The organism is Sorangium sp. So ce131 (assembly GCF_051519095.1).
Classification (GTDB): Bacteria; Myxococcota_A; Polyangia; order Polyangiales; family Polyangiaceae; genus Sorangium.
Genome location: NZ_CP150455.1, coordinates 6840716 through 6858169, shown reverse-complemented (window position 1 = coordinate 6858169; position 17454 = coordinate 6840716). Strand labels below are relative to the sequence as shown.

Here is a 17454-nt window from a genome sequence, read left to right as displayed (position 1 = left end):
GGCCGGCGCTCCGGCGCGCGGCCTCGCCGGCTCGGAGTTGGCCCCGCCGGCCCGAGTCGTCTACACGGTCCCTGCGGCAGGCGCGCGCCTGCGCGGCAGCGAGAGGCGGTGGGCGATGCAGCTCGGGTTGGATCTGGAGGTCCTGTGTGGTCAGCTCCTCGTGGGCGGTTTCGACGGCGCCGAGCCGCCCGCCCGCACCCTCAAGGCGCTCGCCGAGGGGCGGAGGGGCGGCGCGATCCTCTTTCGCCGCAACGTCCCCGACGCCGCCTCGACCTTGCGGCTCTGCCAGGCGCTCGCCGCGGCGGGCGGCCCTGATCGGCCGCCGTTCCTCGGCATCGATCAGGAGGGTGGCCGCGTCACCCGCCTGCCCGCGCCGTTCCTGACGTTGCCGACGATGCGCTCGCTCGGCGAGCTCGAGGATCTGCCGTTGCTGCGCCGCGCGGCGCGCGCGGTCGCGGCCGAGCTCCGGGCCGTCGGCATCAACCTGAACTTCGCCCCGGTGCTCGACGTCGACTCGAACCCCGCGAACCCGATCATCGGCGATCGCGCGTTCAGCCGCGATCCGGAGCGCGTGGCGCAGAGCGGGGTCGCCTTCCTGGAGGGGCTCCAGGGCGAGGGCGTGCTCGCGTGCGGCAAGCACTTCCCGGGGCACGGCGACACCGCGCTCGACAGCCACCTCGCGCTCCCGAGCATCCCCCACGACCGCGACCGCCTCGAGCGGGTCGAGCTGCCGCCGTTCCGCGCCGCCTCCGACGCCGGCCTCGCGACGATGATGACGGCGCACATCGTCGTCGAGGCGCTCGACCCGGGCGTCCCGGCGACGCTCTCCCGCGCCATCTGCGCCGGCCTGTTGCGCGACGAGATCGGCTTCCGCGGGGTGCTCTTCTCCGACGACCTCGAGATGGCCGCGATCGCGGCGCACTTCCCGATCGAGGAGGCCGCCACCCGGGCCGTCCGGGCGGGCTGCGACGTGCTCTTGATCTGCAAGGACGAGGACGCCGCGGATCGCGCACACGAGGCGCTCGTCCGCGAGGCCGAGCGCGATCCGCGCTTCCGCGACCGCTGCGCCGAGGCCGCCGCGCGCGGCCTCGAGGCGCGCCGCCGCTGCCCGCCGCGGCCCGTCGCCTCGCCGGCCGCGCTCGCCGAGATCGTGGGCGGCCCCGCGTCGAGGGCGGTGCTCGAGGAGATCGAGCGGGCGCACGCCGCGCTGGCCGCGGGGGCGGCGACGTGACCGCGCCGCCGGGCGCTGCACAGGGCGACCCCGCGCCGCGCGCCGACCGCCGCTTCGTGATCGCCGCGCGCCGGCTCGTGACGTGTGACCCGTCGCGCGCCTCGGCCAGCGACCCGCTCGGGGTCATCGAGGACGCCGCGCTCGTCGTGCGGGACGGTGCGATCGAGGCGGTCGGGCGCCGCCAGGAGATCCTGCATCCGGGGGCCGACCTCGAGATCGCGTTCGAGGCCGCGGGGGTGGTCACGCCGGGGCTCGTCGACTGCCACACCCACGCGCCGTGGGTCGGCTCGCGGGACGCGGAGTACGCCGTCCGCATGGCCGGGGGCGACTACGAGGCGATCGCCGCGGCCGGCGGCGGCATCGTCGCGAGCATGCGCGCGGTGCGCGCCGCGACGGCCGGCGAGCTCGCGGCCGCGCTGCGTGCCCGCCTCCGCCGGATGGCCGCGCTCGGGGTGACCGCCGTGGAGGCGAAGAGCGGCTACGGCCTCGACGAGGCCTCGGAGCGCAAGCAACTCGAGGCGATCGCCGAGGCGGGCGAGGACGCGCGCTTGCCCCGCGTCGTGCCGACGTACCTCGCCCTGCACGCGCTGCCCCCGGAGGCCGCCGGCGACCGCGCAGCCTACGCCGGGGTGGTCGCGCGTTCCTGGCTGCCCGCCGTCGCCGCGGCTGGCCTCGCGCGCTACGTCGACGCGTACATCGACCGGAGCGCGTTTTCGGTCGACGAGGCGCGGCCGGTGCTCGAGCGGGCGCGCGCGCTCGGGCTCGGCGTGCGCGTGCACGTCGGGCAGTTCGCGGACGTCGGCGGCGCCGCGCTCGCCGCCTCGCTCGGGGCCGCCTCGGCCGACCACCTCGAGCACGTCGCGCCCGAGGGCATCGAGGCGCTCGCCCGGGCGGGCGTCGCCGCCGCGCTCCTCCCGGTGGCGAGCTTCACCTTGCGGCAGGATCCGCCGCCGATCGCCGCGCTCCGGGCCGCCGGCGTCCCCCTGATCGTGGGCAGCGACGCCAACCCCGGCACCGCGCCGACGGAGAGCCTACCGCTCGCGCTTGCGCTCGCTGTGCGGCTCTACGGGCTCACCGTCGCCGAGGTGATCCTGGGCGCGACGCGCGAGGCGGCGCGCTCGCTCGGGCTCGCCGACGTGTGCGGCGCGGTGCGGGCCGGGCTGCGCGCCGATCTGGCTATCTGGGATCTGCCGCATGAGAACGCGATCGTGCAGCCCTGGGGCACGCCGCGCGCGCAGGCCGTGCTGCGCGATGGGGAGATCATCGCGGTGCGTGGCTGAGGCGCGCGGAGGCCTCATCAGAAGAGAGCAAGTCAGGGGAGGAGCGGTCGGGCGACGGCCGCGGACCTCGCCGCGTGGACCTGCTCTAACGCATCCGTGTCCGTGTCCGCAGCCGCATCCGCGTCCGCGTCCGCATCCGCAGCCGCATCCGCATCCGCATCCGCATCCGCATCCGCATCCGCGTCCGCGTCCGCGTCCGCAATCGCCTCTGTACTTGCTTCGCTGAGGCACCTCGTTCGTTCAGGACGCGGATGTCGGAATGACGCTCTCCGGGCCTGCAAGCGTGCCCGCGTGCTCGGGAGGCGCAAGGCCAAGCCGTGCTCGCCGTGCTCGCGCGCTTCGCGCGCTGCGCGCGGCTGCGCGCGGTGCGGAGCTTCGCTCCGCAGCCTTGCGCCTCCCTGCGCGCGCGGGCGGGCCGGGGGGGCCCCGGAGGCGCGGGGCGAACGGAGGTTCATCATGGCTCTTCGCATCTACTCCATCGCAATCGACCTGGTGCGGCAGCTGCGGCCGCTGATCGAGCGCATCGGGACCAGGGACTCCAATCTCGCCGATCAGCTGCGACGCGCGGCGGCGAGCGTGCCGCTGAACCTGCACGAAGGAGCGTACTCGCAAGGGAGGAACGTGCGTGCACGTTTCCATAATGCGCTCGGCTCCGCGGCGGAGGTGAGAGCCTGCCTCGATGTGGCCGAGGCGCTGGGCTACCTCGACCAGGTGGATCCGGCGCTCCGGGATACACTGGACCGGATCGTGGCAACCGTGCACCGGCTCGCGCGGTGATCAGCGTCGAGGGCGGGCCGTTTCTCGACGGCCCGCCCTCCGTGATGTCACGCCCGTGGGCGGACCAGGCGGACGAGGGTGGCGATCACATGATCGAGGTGGTCAACCGTAGCTGCGTCGACCTCGGTGACGTAGCGCATGGCCTTGGCGACATCGACACAGGCCATGACCTCTCGAGCCGAGCCCAAGGCGGTCTGGTAGCGCTGTCTTTTGTGTCCGGCCGTATTGCCCATGCCCTCCGCGGTGTTGAGCGCCACGCTCGCCGCCGCCCTGCGCAGTTGCCTTGCGAGGTCCGAGTCTCGCCGCTCGATCTGCTCAGCCACCGTAGCCAGTCCAGCGATCATCTTGAGAACGACGTCATAGATTCGAAGCATGATGGCCTCCTCCAGCCCGACGACCCGCTCGCCGGGCCCCCGCCCTCCACCGGCGCGCGCAGGGGGGCGCAAAGCTGCGGAGCGAAGCTCCGCACCGCGCGCAGCCGCCCGGAGCCGCCCGCAGCGCGCGCAGCGCGCGAGGACGGCGAGGACGGCGAGCACGGCTTGGCTTTGCGCCCCCCGAGCACGCCGGTACGCTGGCTGGTCCCGAGCGAGCGTGTCCGTGTCCGCGTCCGCGTCCGCGTCCGCGTCCGCATCCGCGTCCGCGTCCGCGTCCGCGTCCGCGTCCGCGCCCGCGCCCGTGTCCGCGTCCGCGTCCGCGTCCGCGTCCGCAAGCCGCGTCCGCGCCCGCGCCCGCGCCCGCGCACGTGTCCGCGTCCGTGACCGCATCCGCGCCCGTGTCCGCGCCCGCGTCCGCGCCCGTGTCCGCGTCCGTGACCGCATCCGCGCCCGTGTCCGCGTCCGCAATCCGCGCCCGCGCCGACCCCGCAAGTCAAGCCTGGACGCGCGTGCACCCTGCGCGTATGCCGCGCACATGACTGAGACGCAGAGCCCTGTCGCCGTCCCGAGCCGCACGGAAAGCACCTTCGATCCCGTCCCGCTCCTCGCCGAGGAGCTGAGCCTTCCCCGCCAGGGCGTCTCGGCCGTGGCCAAGCTGCTCGCCGAAGGCGCGACGGTGCCCTTCATCGCCCGTTACCGCAAGGAGGCGACCGGCGGGCTCGACGAGGTGCAGATCCGCGCGATCGAGGAGCGCCGCGCCTACCTCATCGAGCTCGAGGAGCGCCGCGCCACGGTGCTGTCCGAGATCCAGAAGCAGGGCAAGCTCACCGACGCGCTGGCCTCGAAGATCCGGGCGTGCCGAACCAAGGCCGAGCTCGAGGACCTCTACCTCCCGTTCAAGCCGAAGCGCCGCACCCGGGCGATCATCGCGAAGGAGCGCGGCCTCGAGCCGCTCGCGGATCGCATGTGGTCGCAGCCCGAGGACGGCAATCCCGAGGAGGAGGCCCGCGCCTTCGTCAGCGCCGAGAAGGAGGTCCCCGATACGGCGGCCGCCCTCGCCGGCGCGCGCGACATCTGCGCCGAGCGGATCGCCGAGCACGCCGACGTCCGCAAGCTCGTGCGCGAGGCGTACGCGAAGGAGGGCGTCATCAAGGTCCAGAAGAACGAGGAGCACGAGGGCAAGCAGACGAAGTTCGACATGTACGCGAGCTTCGAGGAGCCGGTCGCGAACATCCCCTCGCACCGCTACCTCGCGATCCGCCGCGGCGAGGCCGAGGGCGTGCTCCGCGCCTCGATCGACCTCGCGCCCGAGCCGCTCGTCCCGCCCATCCACGCCGCGGTGGGGCTCAGGCCGAAGACGCCGTGGGCCGGCGAGCTCGCGAAGGCCGCCGAGGACGCCGTGAAGCGGCTCCTGCTCCCCGCCGTGCAGAGCGACGTGCGCGTCGACCTCAAGATGCAGGCCGATCGCGCCGCGGTCGAGGTCTTCGCCCAGAACCTCCGCGAGCTCCTCCTCGCCGCGCCGTTCGGCACGAAGGCGGTGCTCGGCATCGACCCGGGCCAGCGCACCGGCTGCAAGTGCGCCGTCGTCGACGAGACGGGCAAGCTCCTCGAGCACACCACGATCTACCTCGTCGGCAGCAGCGACTCCCTCGAGCGCGCGCGGCAGGACCTGCGCCGCATCTGCCGCAAGTACCCCCTCCGCGCCGTCGCCGTGGGCAACGGCACGCACGGCCGCGAGACCGAGGCGTTCGTGAAGGACGTGCTCGCGTCCGAAGGGCTGACGGAGACGGCGAACGCCGATGTCCGGCCCACGTCAGAGAAGCTCTATTGCGTGCCCGTGAGCGAGGCGGGCGCGAGCGTCTACTCCGCGAGCGAGGTCGCGCGCGAGGAGTTCCCCGACCTCGACCTCACCGTGCGCGGCGCGATCAGCATCGCCCGGCGGCTCCAGGATCCGCTCGCGGAGCTCGTGAAGGTCGACCCGAAGAGCATCGGCGTCGGCCAGTACCAGCACGACGTCTACCAGGGCCTGCTCGCGCGGAAGCTCGACGAGGTGGTCGAGAGCTGCGTCAACATGGTCGGCGTCGAGCTGAACACCGCGAGCGCGCCGCTGCTCGCCAGGGTCGCCGGCATCGGCCCGAGCCTCGCGAAGAAGATCGTCGCCCACCGGAACGTGCACGGCGCCTTCAAGAGCCGGAAGGCGCTGCTCGACGTGCCCGGCATCGGGCCGCGGACGTTCGAGCAGGCGGCGGGCTTCCTGCGGGTGCGGGGAGGGGAGCACCCGCTCGACGCGAGCGCCGTGCACCCGGAGCGCTACGGCCTCGTCGAGCGCATCGCCGCGGACCTCGGCGTGCCGGTCGGGTCGCTGATCGGCGACGCGGCGGCGATCGCGCGGATCGACCCGAAGCGGTACGAGTCCGGCGACGTCGGCTCGTTCACGCTGAACGACATCCTGAGCGAGCTCAAGAAGCCCGGCCGCGACCCGCGCGCCACGTTCGAGCCGCCGAACTTCCGCGACGACGTGCGGACGATGGAGGACCTCAAGCCGGGCATGGAGCTCGAGGGCGTGGTCACCAACGTGACGGCGTTCGGCGCCTTCGTCGACGTCGGCGTCCACCAGGACGGCCTCGTGCACGTCTCGCAGCTCGCGGACCGGTTCGTGAAGGACCCGAACGAGGTCGTGAAGGTCGGCGAGAAGCTCAAGGTGCGCGTGCTGGAGGTCGACCTCGTGCGCAAGCGCATCTCGCTCACCGCGAAGAAGGGCGGCGCCCCCGCCGGCGCGCGCCCCGGCGCCGCCGCCGGCGGCGGCGACGCGCGCGGCCGCAACGATCGCAACGACGGCCGCCGGCCCGGGCAGCCGCAGGGGAAAGGCCAGCCGCAGGGGAAGGGACAGGGCAACTCCGCGGGCGGCTTCCGCAACAACCCGTTCGCCGATCTGCTGCGGAAATGATCCCCCGGGGGGGGCGTCGGCTCGCCGGCGGCCCCCGGGCGATCAGAACCCGTGGTCCGCGAAGAAGCGCTCGATCCGGAGCGAGACCAGCTCCGGGAACTCCACCGCCGTGTAGTGCGTCCCGCCGCGCACGACGAGGATCTCGGCCATCGCGATGCGGCGCGCCATCGCCTGCGCCAGCGCCCGCGGGGCGAACGTGTCGCGGTCGCCCGTGATGAGCAGCGTCGGGACGTCGATCTGCTCGAGCACGTCCTCGGCGTCGTGGGCGCCGAGCGCGCGGAGGTTCCTGAAGAACACCTCCAGGTCGAGCTGCTCCAGCGGCTGCACGAGCTCGGCGATCACCTCGCCGTCGAGGCTCGTCTCCAGCATCCCCATCCGCCGTAGCCAGGTCACCACGTCGGGCTGGCGGATGGCCCGCCGCGTCACCTGGCTCGCCACGGCGTGCGCGCGCGTCGCGAGATCCACGAGCGACGGGACCAGCCGGCCGAGCCCCGGCAGCGGCCCCAGCGCCTCCAGCGGCCGGCGGGAGGTGCCGTTCAGGAGGACCAGGTTCCTGGCGAACCCGGGGAGCCGGCGGAACGCCTCGAGGGCAACCTGGACGCCCATGCTCCAGCCCACGAGCGATCCGTGCCGGATCCCCTCCGCGGCGAGCACCATCTCCAGGTCGCGCACGTGGTTCGCGACGGCGTAGGCGCCCGGGACATCCGGCGAGGGGCGCTGCGACTCGTACATCCCGCGGTAATCCCACGTGATGAAGCGGTATTGGTCGGACAGGTACTCGATCTGTCCTCGCCAGGCGAGGTAAGGGCCCCCCAGTCCATTGACCAGGATTACCGTGTTGGCGCCCTCGAAGGGCGGCCGCGTCACGCGGTAGGCGATCTCGGTTCCATCAAAGCTCGTCACCCGCCGGGTTTCCATCCGGAGAGGCGGTCGCCGCGGCGGCGCCGGAGGCCGACCCCCGCCGAACATGGAAGAGGGCGGCAGAGTCCGGTCCCCGCCCGATCTGAAAGAGACCATGAGCCTCTGCTTCCTACCCGGTCCCTCCACGGAGGGCCATGCCGCCGGCGGCGCCCGCCTTCGAGGAGGCCGACGACGGGCTCATCCTCCGGCGATGACGCGGCCGCGCGCCCGCGTCCCCGCGCGGCCTGCCTGTCGCGTATCGAACCACATGCCGCGCCGCGATCGCCATCGCGTTGACATTCCTGGCGGCGCGCCGCTAACGTGCCGGGCGGGTCGTCCGCTTGCCCGGCGCTCCCGCTGTTTGTTGATCTTTTCCTCCCCCGCTCCCAGGTCGGCCCACTGGACGCCGGCCCGTGTCACCACCTGTCCCCGCAGGCGCAGCTCCGGACCGGGCCGTGGTGGGTCGGCCATCTCGGGCGGGCTGGGAGGTTCTGGGCGAAGTGGTGCAGCGATCCCGTCCCGAGGAGCCGATGGCTGAAGAAAAGAAGAAGAGCAAAATCGATCTGAAGGCTCGGCTTGGCAAGACGAGCATGGGCGGGGCACAGGGAGCGGCCGTCCCCCTCCCCGTGCCGGGCCCGCAGCCTGGATCGGGGCCGCCGCCTGATGGGGGCGCGGGGGCTGTGCCTCCGCCGCACCAGAGCGCGCGGCCGCCCATGCCGTCGGTGGGAGGCATCGCCCCTCCGCCGGGCATCTCTCCAGGCATCCCGCTGCCCGCGTTCGCGCCGGCCCCGCGCCCGCAGATCCAGACGCCGCCGCCCAAGCCCACGGCGGCCGCGCAGACGATCAAGGTCGAGGTCGGCGAGGAGATCGAGCAGGAGCGCCGGAAGGCCTCGAAGCGGACCGCGCTCTTCGCGGCCATGGCGGCGCTCATCGGCATCGGCATCGGCTTCGTGGCCGGCGGCCAGAAGGAGCGCGGCGACCGCGGCAAGCTCGCCGTCGAGGGCGCCGCGGCCCTCGAGAAGGACGTGCGCACCGCGAACGAGAAGATGCAGGAGCTCAACGACAAGCTCGCCGCCGGCGCGGAGCAGCTGTCGAAGAGGAGCTTCCCGGCGCAGCTCTCGACCGAGCTGGGCGCCATCAACATCCCGTTCGACGCGACCAACCTGGAAGGCAAGCAGGTCGGCAGCCTCCCCGGGAAGGTGCTGCGCCAGGTCCTCGCCTACACCACCGCGGTCCAGGATCTCAACAAGACCAAGGACAGCCTCAAGAACGTCCTCTCCGCCGCGCAGGCGCCCGTCGAGAAGGCGTGGAAGGAGCAGGACGAGCCGGTGGTGAACTTCTCCGTCGTCTTCCGCCGCGACGGCGACAAGACGCTCGCGGAGCTCGTCCCGAACAAGGCGCCGTTCCCGTTCGGCAAGGACTGGCCGGCGAAGTACTCGGTGACCCGGGTCGAGCGCTCGCAGCAGGGCGCCAAGGAGGTCGAGAAGGAGGCCACCCGCTGGACGAAGGGCGATCTCGCCGGCGGCGATCTGCAGGCCCTCCCGGTCGACCCTCAGTCCGTCGCCGGCCTCACGAGCGATCAGATCGCGCTCAAGCTCCGGGGCGCGATCCGCGACATCAACCAGCTGCTCAACGGCAACAAGGACAACCCCGCCACCGAGACGCCGGGCCTCCTCAAGGAAGGCGACGATCTCGCGAACGAGCTCCACAAGATCTCGCTGCACCGGTAGCGCCGCCGCGCCCCGGCGGGCGCGCCGTCCTCTTGAGCAGGACAGCGAGGCCCGCCGGTCGTCCTCCCCATCCCAGACTGAACGCTGACGCGGCCGCACGCGGCCGGGCTTCCCGGGAAAGCCCAGGAGGTCCCGCCGCGCCGGCGCACCTGGGCGCGCTGGCGCGGCGCCCCCGGTCCTGGATCAGGCGGCGCCGCCGGCGCCCATGGCGCGGGGCCGGACGATCTCCACCTTGCCGATGTGCCGCTCGTCGCTGTCCCGCACGATGAAGCGCAGCCCGAACTTGCTCACCGCCGTGCCCACCTCGGGCACCTTGCCCACGTGCTGCGTGAGCATGCCGCCGAGCGAGTCGTACTTCCCCTCGCGGTCGAGCTCCGCGCCGAGGTAGGCCGAGAGATCGCTCATGGACACGGCGGCGTCGGCGACCAGCCGCCCGTCGCCGAGGTCCTGGATGGCGGCCCCGTCGTCCGTCTCGTCGTGCTCGTCGCGGATGTCGCCGACGATCTCCTCGAGCACGTCCTCCAGCGTGACAATCCCCGACATCCCACCAAACTCGTCGACCACGATGGCGAGGTGTTGTCTCCGGCTCTTCATCTCCTTGAGCAGAGAGGAGAGCGGCTGCGACTCGGCGACGAAATTGGCGGGGCTCCGCGTGATCTCCCGGAGCGTCGTGTTCTTGAGCCGGCGCTCCTCGAGCACCTTGAACAGGTCCTTCGCGTAGAGGAGACCGGCGATGTTGTCGATCTGATCCTTGTAGACCGGATACCTGGAGTGCCCGCTCTCCGTGACGATCTCCAGCACCTTCTCCAGCGGCGTCGAGACCTCGATGGCCTCCACCTTGGAGCGCGGCACCATGACGTCGCGCGCCGTGAGGTCGGCGAACTCCAGCACATTGCGGATCATCTCGGCCGGCTCTCGCCCGAACAGGCCAGAGCGCTCGACCTCATCCACCAGGATCTCGACCTCGGCCTCCGCCACCCGCGGGTCCGACGGCTGCTCACCGTCCTTCGACCCCAGCCTGGAGCCGATCCAGCCGAGCGGGACAGCGAGCGGCAACATCAGGATCTCCAGTGGGCGCAAGAACCGGACCGCGGCCAGGGAGGCGCGATCCGCGTGTTTTCGGCCCAGCGTGGAGCTCACCTCGTAGAGCGCCCCGCTGAGGACGATCGTGGTCGCCAGCCCGAGGTAGAGGGCAGCGCCCGGGAAGGTGCGCCGGAAAAAGAGGTCGAAGAACGCGGCGGTCAAGCTGGTCGAGGCCACCCAGCCCAGCAAGTAGCGGGAGCGGATCTTCGCGTCCTCTCGACGGATCCGCTCATAGGCGGCCTTCGTGGGGCCTGTGGACTGCTCAATCAGCGCGCCGAGCCTTGTTGCGCTCAGCGTGGTCAGTGCGGTGTCGGCGCCGACGAACAGCGCACCAAGTGCGGCGGATAGAACTGCAGCGCCGAGCGCTGGCAATGGAACGAAATCGGGACTCAAACCGAGGCTCCTACCTGGCGAATCGTAACGGAACAGTCGAGGGGAGCGCAACCGGGCCGCGGCGCGAAATCTCACGAAAAGATGGATTTGCGCGTTCTTGCTGGACTTCTCTCAGGTTGCAGACTCCCAGGCTCGACCGGAACGATAGCGCGCCGCCAGATGACATGATCCTTGGGTGTGCAGAAGTCCAGGGATTTGCCGTTTTCTTGCGGTTTTTTACCTACTCCTCGGCAGGTTTCTGGACATCAACCGCGCCCGAAAAGCCGCGGAGGACGGAAAACCGAGTCGCAGACGGAGGGGGAGGGCTGTCGGGGAGCGTGTCGGCGCCGGGCTCCGCGGCGCCGAGCGCGACCACGTGGCCGTCCGGATCCAGCCAGACCGTGGCGCCGGGGTGTGCAGGAGGGGAGGAGAAGTCGGACCCGGAGAGCGGCTGGCCGAGGCGCGCGCGGCGCGCGCCGTGCTCGGTCAACCGGGCGACGGGGAGGCTGGCGGACGCCGCCGCGGCGAGCGGGCGGAGCGCCGCGCGCAGCACGTCGGCGCCGGCGTCGAGCGGCACCGCCTCGGCCACGGCGAAGCTGCCGCTCGCGGTGCGACGGAGCGCGGACAGATGGGCGGGCAGGCCGAGGTGTGCGCCGAGGTCGCGCGCCAGCGACCGGACATAGTAGCCCTTGCTCACGTCGAGCTCGACCTCGAGCGCGGCGGGCGCGGCCGCCGCGCCGGCGAGGGCTCCGGGCTCGCCGCGCGACACGCCGGCGAGCGTGAGCGAGCGGACCTCGACGGGCCGCGGCGTGAGATCCACCGCCTGTCCGGCGCGCGCGAGCGCGTAGCTGCGCTGCCCCGCGACCTTGATGGCCGAGTACGCCGGCGGCGTCTGCTCCCGCCGCGCCCGCTCCGCGTCGAGCGCCGCCGCGATGCGCGGCGCGGCGCGCGCGAGCGCCTCGCCGATCGGGGGCACACCGCGCCCGGCGAGCGCGTCGAGCTCCTCCTCGAGCCACGGCGGTAAGGCCTGGGTCGCGGTGATGTCGCCCTCCGCGTCGAGGGTGTCGGTCCCGACGCCGAGGACGACCCGGGCCGTGTAGCGCTTGTCCTGCGCGGTCAGGTACGGGGCGAGCTTCGTGGCCTCGCCGACGAGCACCACGAGGACGCCGGAGGCCATGGGATCGAGCGTGCCAGCGTGGCCGATGCGCTTCACGCCGAGCAGGCGGCGCAGCCGGGCGACGACATCGTGGCTCGTCGGGCCGCTCGGCTTGTCGATCACCAGCACGCCGTCCATGCGCCCGCCGCGCGGGCGCGCGTCCGCGCCGGCCGCCCGCGCGGGCGCGGGCAGTCGGGCCGCGGGGGCGGATGCGGACGCGGACGCGGGCGCGGGCGCGGACGCGGGCAGCGGGGCCGCGGACGCGGACGCGGGCGCGGACGCGGGCAGCGGGGCCGCGGGTGCGGACGCGGGCAGCGGGGCCGCGGGCGCGGGCTGCTCGGGGGTGAACGCGGGATCCTCCGGCGCGGTCCGCTTCATCCGAACCAGATCGACTTCCGCGTCGCCAGGGTGTCGTCGATGAGGCCCTGGATCGTGGTGCGCACCCGCTCGGCGAGGCGCCGCACCAGGATCTGGTCGTCCGCCGCCTCGGGGCCGTAGGCGTCGAAGCGCATCGGCTCCGCAAGGCGGATCTTCCACTTGGTCGGCGCGGGCACCAGGCCGAGCGGCCCGAGCGCCGGGAAGGTCGCCGTGACAGGCAAGTACGGGATGCCGAGCGCGCGGGTGACGTGCTCGATCCGGTAGAGGAGCGGGTTCGTCTCCTCGGCGCCCACGATGGCGCAGGGGACGAGCGGCGTGCGCGTGCGCAGGCAGAGCCGGATGAACCCGCCGCGGCCGAACCGCTGGAGCCGGTACCGGTCCTTGTAGAGCTTGCCGATGCCCTGAACCCCCTCCGGGAACACCGCGACGAGCCGCTCGCCCGCGAGCAACCGCTCGGCGTTCTCCGGGCAGGCCCGCACGGCGCCGAGCCGGTTCATGATCGTGCCGGCGAACGGCAGGTAGTACACGAAGTCCTCCGCCAGCCAGCGGAGCTCGCGCTGCCCCGGGTGCTCGCGCCGCACCGCCGTCCGGAGCATGAGCCCGTCGTACGGGATGGGTCCACCCGAGTGGTTCGACACCACGAGGCACCGCCCCTCGCCCGGGATGTGCTCGATCCCCTCGAGATCGATCCGGAAGTAGTGCTTGTGCAGGAAGTCGAAGAGCGGCCTGTACCGGGCCTCGTACTTGGGATCGAAGCCGAACTCGTCGACCTCCTCCACGCGGCTCCGCATGCCGGCGCGGCCCCATTGCCGCAGGTAGAAGTCGGTCGACAGGACGTCCCGCGCCGCACCCGGCTCGGGCAGGGGGAGCTCGCTGGCGGCGCCGCCCCCGCGGGGGCTCCGCTCGGTCGACGGCTCGCCGGCCGCGGCGCCGCCGGCGTCGAGCGCGCGATCCCCGGCGCCCGCGAGCATGCCCTTGAGCCGCGCCTCGAGCTCCCGGATCTGGCGCTCCAGCTCCTCGGCGGTCTCCGGCATGGCCGGCGCCTGCGCCGCGGAGGACTGCGCCCTCCGGGCCTCCGACGGCTCGGTCGGGCCGATCGGCGCCAGGTACCGCGTCTCCTCGTCATCGACGTCGATGCTCGGCACGAGGGGCCTGGAGCCCGGGAGATCGGGCTGCGCCTGCGCGCCGGTCGACGCACCAGCCGGCGCGCTCGCCGACGCGCTCGCCGTCGCACCCGCCGACGCGCTCGCCGCCGCACCGTTTCCTGCTCCCGTGCGCTGTTGATCGTCTTCCGTGGCCATGCCTCTACCCCCAACCACCTCGCGCGGGGGCCTCACGCGGGCGTCTCCTGAAGCAGCCGCACGTCCCGCAACCGCTGGGCGTTCACGTAGTCGAGCAGCGCTTCGCGCGTGGTGTACATCGGCCGGAATCCCATGACGCGCGCTGCCTTCTCGCCGTCCGCCACGCAGAGATAGCGCAGGTAGCGGAGGAAGGCGGGGGGCGTGACCGCCGTGTGCGCGGCCCACAGGGCGGCGACGAGCGGGCCGGCGGCGCTGTGCAGCACCGGGACCGGCGTGCGGCCGGCGAGGCGCACCACCGTGGAGAGCGGCAGCACGCCGTCGCCCACGATGTTGAACGTCCCCTGGAAATCGCCGTCGATGGCGAGCTTGAAGGCGGCGATCGCGTCGACCTCGTGGACGAACTGCCACAGCGGGTCGAAGCCGAGCATCGTCATGACCAGCCGCTGCGAGAGGAACCTCGTGAGGTAGTTCTGGACCGTCGGACCGAGGATCGGCGCGGTGCGGAGGATCGTGACGGTCGTGCCCTTGGCCCTCGCGCCGAAGGCGTTGAACTCCCGCTCGGCGGCCATCTTGTCCGCGAAAAAGCGCTCCTCCGGATCGGCGCGGAGCGGGTGCCGCTCCGTCAGGAAATTCGGGTTGGTTGGGTGCGCGCCGTAGAGGATCGTCTGGCTCCAGAGGATGAGCTTGCGCACGCCGACCTGGCGCGCGCCGTGGAGCAGGTGCATCGTGCCCACCGACTCGAGCTCGTGCGCCCAGGCGGTCGCCGGGGTCGGCGAGGAGAGGAAACAAAGGTGGACGAGCGTGTCCACCTGCTCGGTCGCGAGCACGTCGGCGACGCGCTCCTCGGACGAGGGCGCCGTCAGGTCGACCGCGTGCAACCGCAGCTTCGACCCGCCCGTGTCCGGCGGCTTGACGTCGATCGCGACGACGCGGGCGATGCGGGGATCCTCCTCGAGGATGCCGATGAGGTTGCGCCCGAGGAACGAGGCGGCGCCGGTCAGCGCGATGACCCGACCCCGGGGGCGCGGCGCCGCGCGCTGCGAGCTCGACGCCGCGGGCTCGCTCGGGGGCGAGGCCTCCGTGGGCTCGGGCGCCGTCGGCGCGATCGAGCCGCCGCTCGCCGCGCCAGCCTGGCGGGAGGCCTGGCGGGTGGGCGCAGGGGCCTCCGGGGCGGCGGAGGAGCCCTGGTCGACAGCGTCGAAGGCCGGATCGTCGGGGTGCTCGGGGAGGGGAGCCATGCGACGGGCGCGACACTACCCGGTCGGCTGGCGCACGCAAGCGCGGGCGCGCCACGCAGACGGCCGCGCGTTCAGAGCGTCCGGCGCAGCACCGGATACGGCTCGAAGGCGTGCACCTCGACGAATCCGTTCTGCGTGAACGCGGAGACGGGACCGGTCCACAGCTCGTCGTCGCGCACCGGCTCCCTCGAGCGGCGCGGCAGGGCCTCGAGGGCGCGCGCGCCCCAGGCGGGCGCGAGCGCCACCGCGCCGGCGACGAGCGCCGTCGCGACGCCGCGACGGCGGTGAGCCGGGTGCACGACGGCGCAGCCGATGAGGAACACGCCCTCGCGGTCGCCGGCGAAGCACGGCAGCCCCTTGTAGAGCCGGCGCTCGTACGCCTTCGCCACGGCGGCGGCGGGCGCGACCTTCAGCCAGCCGACGACCTCCGGCGCGAGCGCCACGACGCCCCGCGCCTCGTCGCTGCCCGCGGCGAGCGCCTCGGCGAACTCCCGGCGGTTCTCGCCCTGGCCGTCCGAGCACCGCGCGAGCCACTCGTTGTTCGTGCCCCCGAAGTGGTAGTAACGGCAATAACAGGGCGAGCCGGCCGCCTCGAAGAGCGCGTCGAGGCCGGCCAGGTGCTCCGGGCCGGCGGCCGCGGTCGCGATGGGTGCGCTCATCGCCGCGCTCCTCCTCTCACCTCACGCGCCCGGCGCGCGCAGCCCTCGCACCGGGGAGATCTGCTCCCATGCGTAGGCCGCCTGGCAGAGCCGGGCCTCCTCGAGCGCGGGGCCGATGAGCTGCAGGCCGACGGGCAGCGGCGGGCCGCCGTCCCGGGCCGGCGTGGTCGCGCACGGGACGCTGATCGCGGGCAGCCCGGCCATGCTGGCGGGCAGCGTGTAGACGTCGGCGAGGTACATGGACAGCGGGTCGTCCACCCGCTCTCCCAGCCGGAACGCGACCGTCGGCGAGACGGGCGCGGCGATGAGGTCGACCTCGCGGAAGGCCTCGTCGAAATCGCGCCGGATGAGGGTCCGGACCTTCTGCGCGCGCAGGTAGTACGCGTCGTAGTAGCCCGCGGAGAGCACGTAGGTGCCGAGCAGGATGCGCCGCTTCACCTCGCGGCCGAACCCCTCGCCGCGCGTCGCGCCGTAGAGGGCCTGGAGGTCGGGCTTCCCCCCGCGCTCGCCCTCGACGCGCAGCCCGAAGCGCACCCCGTCGAAGCGCGCCAGGTTGGACGACGCCTCCGCGGTCGCGACGATGTAGTAGGCCGCCACGGCGTACCGCGTGTGCGGCAGGTGCACCGGCTTGATCTCGCAGCCGAGCCCGCGCAGGCCCTCGATGGCCTCCCGCACCTTCACCTCGACCTGCTTATCGATGCCCTTCGCGAAGTACTCCTCGGGCACGCCGATGCGCAGGCCGGCGACGTCGCGGCCGCACGCGGCCTCGATCTCGCCCACGGGCGCGTCGAGGCTCGTCGCGTCGCGCGGGTCGCGGCCCGCGATGACCTCGAGCAGGCGCGCCGCGCCCCTCACGTCCTGCGCGAACGGGCCGATCTGGTCGAGGCTCGAGGCGAACGCGATGAGGCCGTAGCGAGAGACCCGGCCGTACGTGGGCTTGAGGCCGACCACGCCGGTGAGGCTCGCCGGCTGGCGGATCGAGCCCCCCGTGTCCGAGCCGAGCGCGCCCGGCGTCATGCCCGCCGCCACCGCGACCGCGCTGCCGCCGGAGGAGCCGCCCGGGATGCGCGTCCGGTCCCACGGGTTCTTCACCGGACCGAAGGCGCTGTTCTCGTTCGACGAGCCCATCGCGAACTCGTCCATGTTGCACTTGCCCGGCAGGATCGCGCCGGCGGCGCGCAGGCGGGCGACGACCGTCGCGTCGTACTGCGGGCGGTACCCGCGCGCCGGATCGGGCCCCTTCGACGACCCGCCGCCCGGCGCAGCCCGCGTGAGGATCTTCGAGCCCGCGGTCGTCGGGGCGCCCTCGGTGCAGAGCGCGTCCTTGAGGCCGACGGGCACGCCGGCGAGCGGGCCGAGCGCGTCGCCGCGGGCGCGCCGCGCGTCGAGCGCGCGCGCGGCCTCGAGCGCCTGCTCCCCCTGCACCGTGAGGAACGCGCCGAGCGCGCCGTCGCGCTGCTCGATGCGCGCGAGCGCGGCCCGCGCCACCTCCTCCGCGCTCACCTCGCCGCGCTGCACGAGCGCCGCGAGCTCCGGGATCGACCGATCGAGGATCGCTGTCTCCATCGGCCTCACCCCTCGTCCACGAACGCCGGCACGGCGAACCCGTCGTCCTCAACGCGCGGCGCCTCGCGCAGGGCCACCTCGCGCGGCAGGCTCGGCGCCTCCTCGTCGGCGCGGAGCGGCAGCCGCTCGATCTGCACGTGCGCCGTCGGCGGCACGGCCGAGACGTCGAGCTCCTCGAGCTGCCGGACGTAGCTCAGGATGTTGCCGAGATCACCGGTGAGGCGCTCCATTTCCTCAGCGGAGAGGTCGAGGTGGGCGAGGCGCGCGATCGTCAGCGCCTCGTCGCGGCGGATCGGGGGCGAATCAGCGTTCGACATGGCGAGCGCCCGATGTAGCACCGCCGGTTCCGCGGACGCCAGCGCTGGTCGCACGGAGCGCGGCGGCCGCCGGTTCCGCGGACGAAAGCGCCGGTCGCGCGGAGCGCGGCGGCCGCCGGGCGGGCGCGGGGCGAGCGGAGGCCGC

Annotated in this window: 14 protein-coding genes; 5 read left to right on the top strand and 9 right to left on the bottom strand. The window is 73.5% G+C overall.

What is annotated here, in order from left to right; translation table 11 throughout:
* Nucleotides 1–115 precede the first annotated feature (115 nt).
* The 3 genes from nagZ to WMF43_RS25020 all read left to right on the top strand — a co-directional run bounded on the left by nagZ (nt 116) and on the right by WMF43_RS25020 (nt 3288).
* Nucleotides 116–1231, top strand: coding sequence for a beta-N-acetylhexosaminidase (nagZ, locus tag WMF43_RS25030; protein ID WP_437683749.1), 1116 nt, complete (start codon nt 116–118; stop codon nt 1229–1231).
* The gene (gene hutI / locus WMF43_RS25025; RefSeq protein ID WP_437683747.1) at nt 1228–2511 is read left to right on the top strand and encodes an imidazolonepropionase; all 1284 of its coding nucleotides are present in this window, start codon (nt 1228–1230) and stop codon (nt 2509–2511) included. Before nagZ ends, hutI begins: the two co-directional genes overlap by 4 nt.
* A gap of 456 nt (nt 2512–2967) precedes the next feature.
* Nucleotides 2968–3288 (top strand): four helix bundle protein, encoded by a 321-nt coding sequence (locus tag WMF43_RS25020; protein WP_436609282.1) that lies wholly within the window; start codon nt 2968–2970, stop codon nt 3286–3288.
* Between the two features lie 47 nt (nt 3289–3335).
* Here the strand turns inward: WMF43_RS25020 and WMF43_RS25015 are convergent, their stop codons facing one another.
* Nucleotides 3336–3662, bottom strand: a complete 327-nt coding sequence (locus WMF43_RS25015; RefSeq protein WP_437683745.1) for a four helix bundle protein — start codon at nt 3660–3662, stop codon at nt 3336–3338.
* A 535-nt stretch (nt 3663–4197) separates the two neighbouring features.
* Between WMF43_RS25015 and WMF43_RS25010 the strand changes: the two genes are divergently transcribed.
* Complete coding sequence (locus WMF43_RS25010) at nt 4198–6609, top strand: Tex family protein (protein WP_437683744.1); 2412 nt, start codon at nt 4198–4200, stop codon at nt 6607–6609.
* 42 nt (nt 6610–6651) lie between these two features.
* On the opposite strand, the gene WMF43_RS25005 is transcribed toward WMF43_RS25010, so the two are convergent.
* Nucleotides 6652–7512: an alpha/beta fold hydrolase gene (locus tag WMF43_RS25005; RefSeq protein WP_437683742.1), complete on the bottom strand. Its 861-nt coding sequence runs from the start codon at nt 7510–7512 to the stop codon at nt 6652–6654.
* Nucleotides 7513–8039: 527 nt separating this feature from the next.
* On the opposite strand from WMF43_RS25005, the gene WMF43_RS25000 reads away from it, so the two are divergent.
* Nucleotides 8040–9239, top strand: a complete 1200-nt coding sequence (locus tag WMF43_RS25000) for a formin (protein ID WP_437683741.1) — start codon at nt 8040–8042, stop codon at nt 9237–9239.
* Between the two features lie 183 nt (nt 9240–9422).
* On the opposite strand, the gene WMF43_RS24995 is transcribed toward WMF43_RS25000, so the two are convergent.
* The 7 genes from WMF43_RS24995 to gatC form a co-directional block, all read right to left on the bottom strand.
* Complete coding sequence (locus WMF43_RS24995; protein ID WP_437683740.1) at nt 9423–10715, bottom strand: hemolysin family protein; 1293 nt, start codon at nt 10713–10715, stop codon at nt 9423–9425.
* A 220-nt stretch (nt 10716–10935) separates the two neighbouring features.
* Complete coding sequence (locus WMF43_RS24990; protein WP_437683739.1) at nt 10936–12228, bottom strand: tRNA pseudouridine synthase B; 1293 nt, start codon at nt 12226–12228, stop codon at nt 10936–10938.
* A complete protein-coding gene (locus WMF43_RS24985; RefSeq protein WP_437683737.1) occupies nt 12225–13529 on the bottom strand; it encodes a lysophospholipid acyltransferase family protein in 1305 nt (434 codons plus the stop codon). The genes WMF43_RS24990 and WMF43_RS24985 overlap by 4 nt, the downstream gene beginning before the upstream one ends.
* Before the next feature lie 32 nt (nt 13530–13561).
* Complete coding sequence (locus tag WMF43_RS24980) at nt 13562–14767, bottom strand: NAD-dependent epimerase/dehydratase family protein (RefSeq protein ID WP_437683735.1); 1206 nt, start codon at nt 14765–14767, stop codon at nt 13562–13564.
* 71 nt (nt 14768–14838) lie between these two features.
* A complete protein-coding gene (locus WMF43_RS24975) occupies nt 14839–15426 on the bottom strand; it encodes a GNAT family N-acetyltransferase (RefSeq protein WP_437683733.1) in 588 nt (195 codons plus the stop codon).
* A 21-nt stretch (nt 15427–15447) separates the two neighbouring features.
* Nucleotides 15448–16992 carry an Asp-tRNA(Asn)/Glu-tRNA(Gln) amidotransferase subunit GatA gene (gatA, locus tag WMF43_RS24970; protein ID WP_437683731.1) on the bottom strand — a complete coding sequence of 515 codons (1545 nt, stop codon included), beginning with the start codon at nt 16990–16992 and terminating at the stop codon, nt 15448–15450.
* A 5-nt stretch (nt 16993–16997) separates the two neighbouring features.
* Nucleotides 16998–17309 carry an Asp-tRNA(Asn)/Glu-tRNA(Gln) amidotransferase subunit GatC gene (gene gatC / locus WMF43_RS24965; RefSeq protein WP_437683729.1) on the bottom strand — a complete coding sequence of 104 codons (312 nt, stop codon included), beginning with the start codon at nt 17307–17309 and terminating at the stop codon, nt 16998–17000.
* Nucleotides 17310–17454: the final 145 nt, after the last annotated feature.

Excerpts from the sequence above, each read along its gene's own strand:
- nagZ (WP_437683749.1), top strand. The coding sequence starts at position 116 with ATGCAGCTCGGGTTGGATCTGGAGGTCCTGTGTGGTCAGCTCCTCGTG.
- WMF43_RS25020 (WP_436609282.1), top strand. The coding sequence starts at position 2,968 with ATGGCTCTTCGCATCTACTCCATCGCAATCGACCTGGTGCGGCAGCTG.
- WMF43_RS25015 (WP_437683745.1), bottom strand. The coding sequence starts at position 3,662 with ATGCTTCGAATCTATGACGTCGTTCTCAAGATGATCGCTGGACTGGCT.
- WMF43_RS25010 (WP_437683744.1), top strand. The coding sequence starts at position 4,198 with ATGACTGAGACGCAGAGCCCTGTCGCCGTCCCGAGCCGCACGGAAAGC.
- WMF43_RS25000 (WP_437683741.1), top strand. The coding sequence starts at position 8,040 with ATGGCTGAAGAAAAGAAGAAGAGCAAAATCGATCTGAAGGCTCGGCTT.
- WMF43_RS24990 (WP_437683739.1), bottom strand. The coding sequence starts at position 12,228 with ATGAAGCGGACCGCGCCGGAGGATCCCGCGTTCACCCCCGAGCAGCCC.
- WMF43_RS24985 (WP_437683737.1), bottom strand. The coding sequence starts at position 13,529 with ATGGCCACGGAAGACGATCAACAGCGCACGGGAGCAGGAAACGGTGCG.
- WMF43_RS24980 (WP_437683735.1), bottom strand. The coding sequence starts at position 14,767 with ATGGCTCCCCTCCCCGAGCACCCCGACGATCCGGCCTTCGACGCTGTC.
- WMF43_RS24975 (WP_437683733.1), bottom strand. The coding sequence starts at position 15,426 with ATGAGCGCACCCATCGCGACCGCGGCCGCCGGCCCGGAGCACCTGGCC.
- gatA (WP_437683731.1), bottom strand. The coding sequence starts at position 16,992 with ATGGAGACAGCGATCCTCGATCGGTCGATCCCGGAGCTCGCGGCGCTC.
- gatC (WP_437683729.1), bottom strand. The coding sequence starts at position 17,309 with ATGTCGAACGCTGATTCGCCCCCGATCCGCCGCGACGAGGCGCTGACG.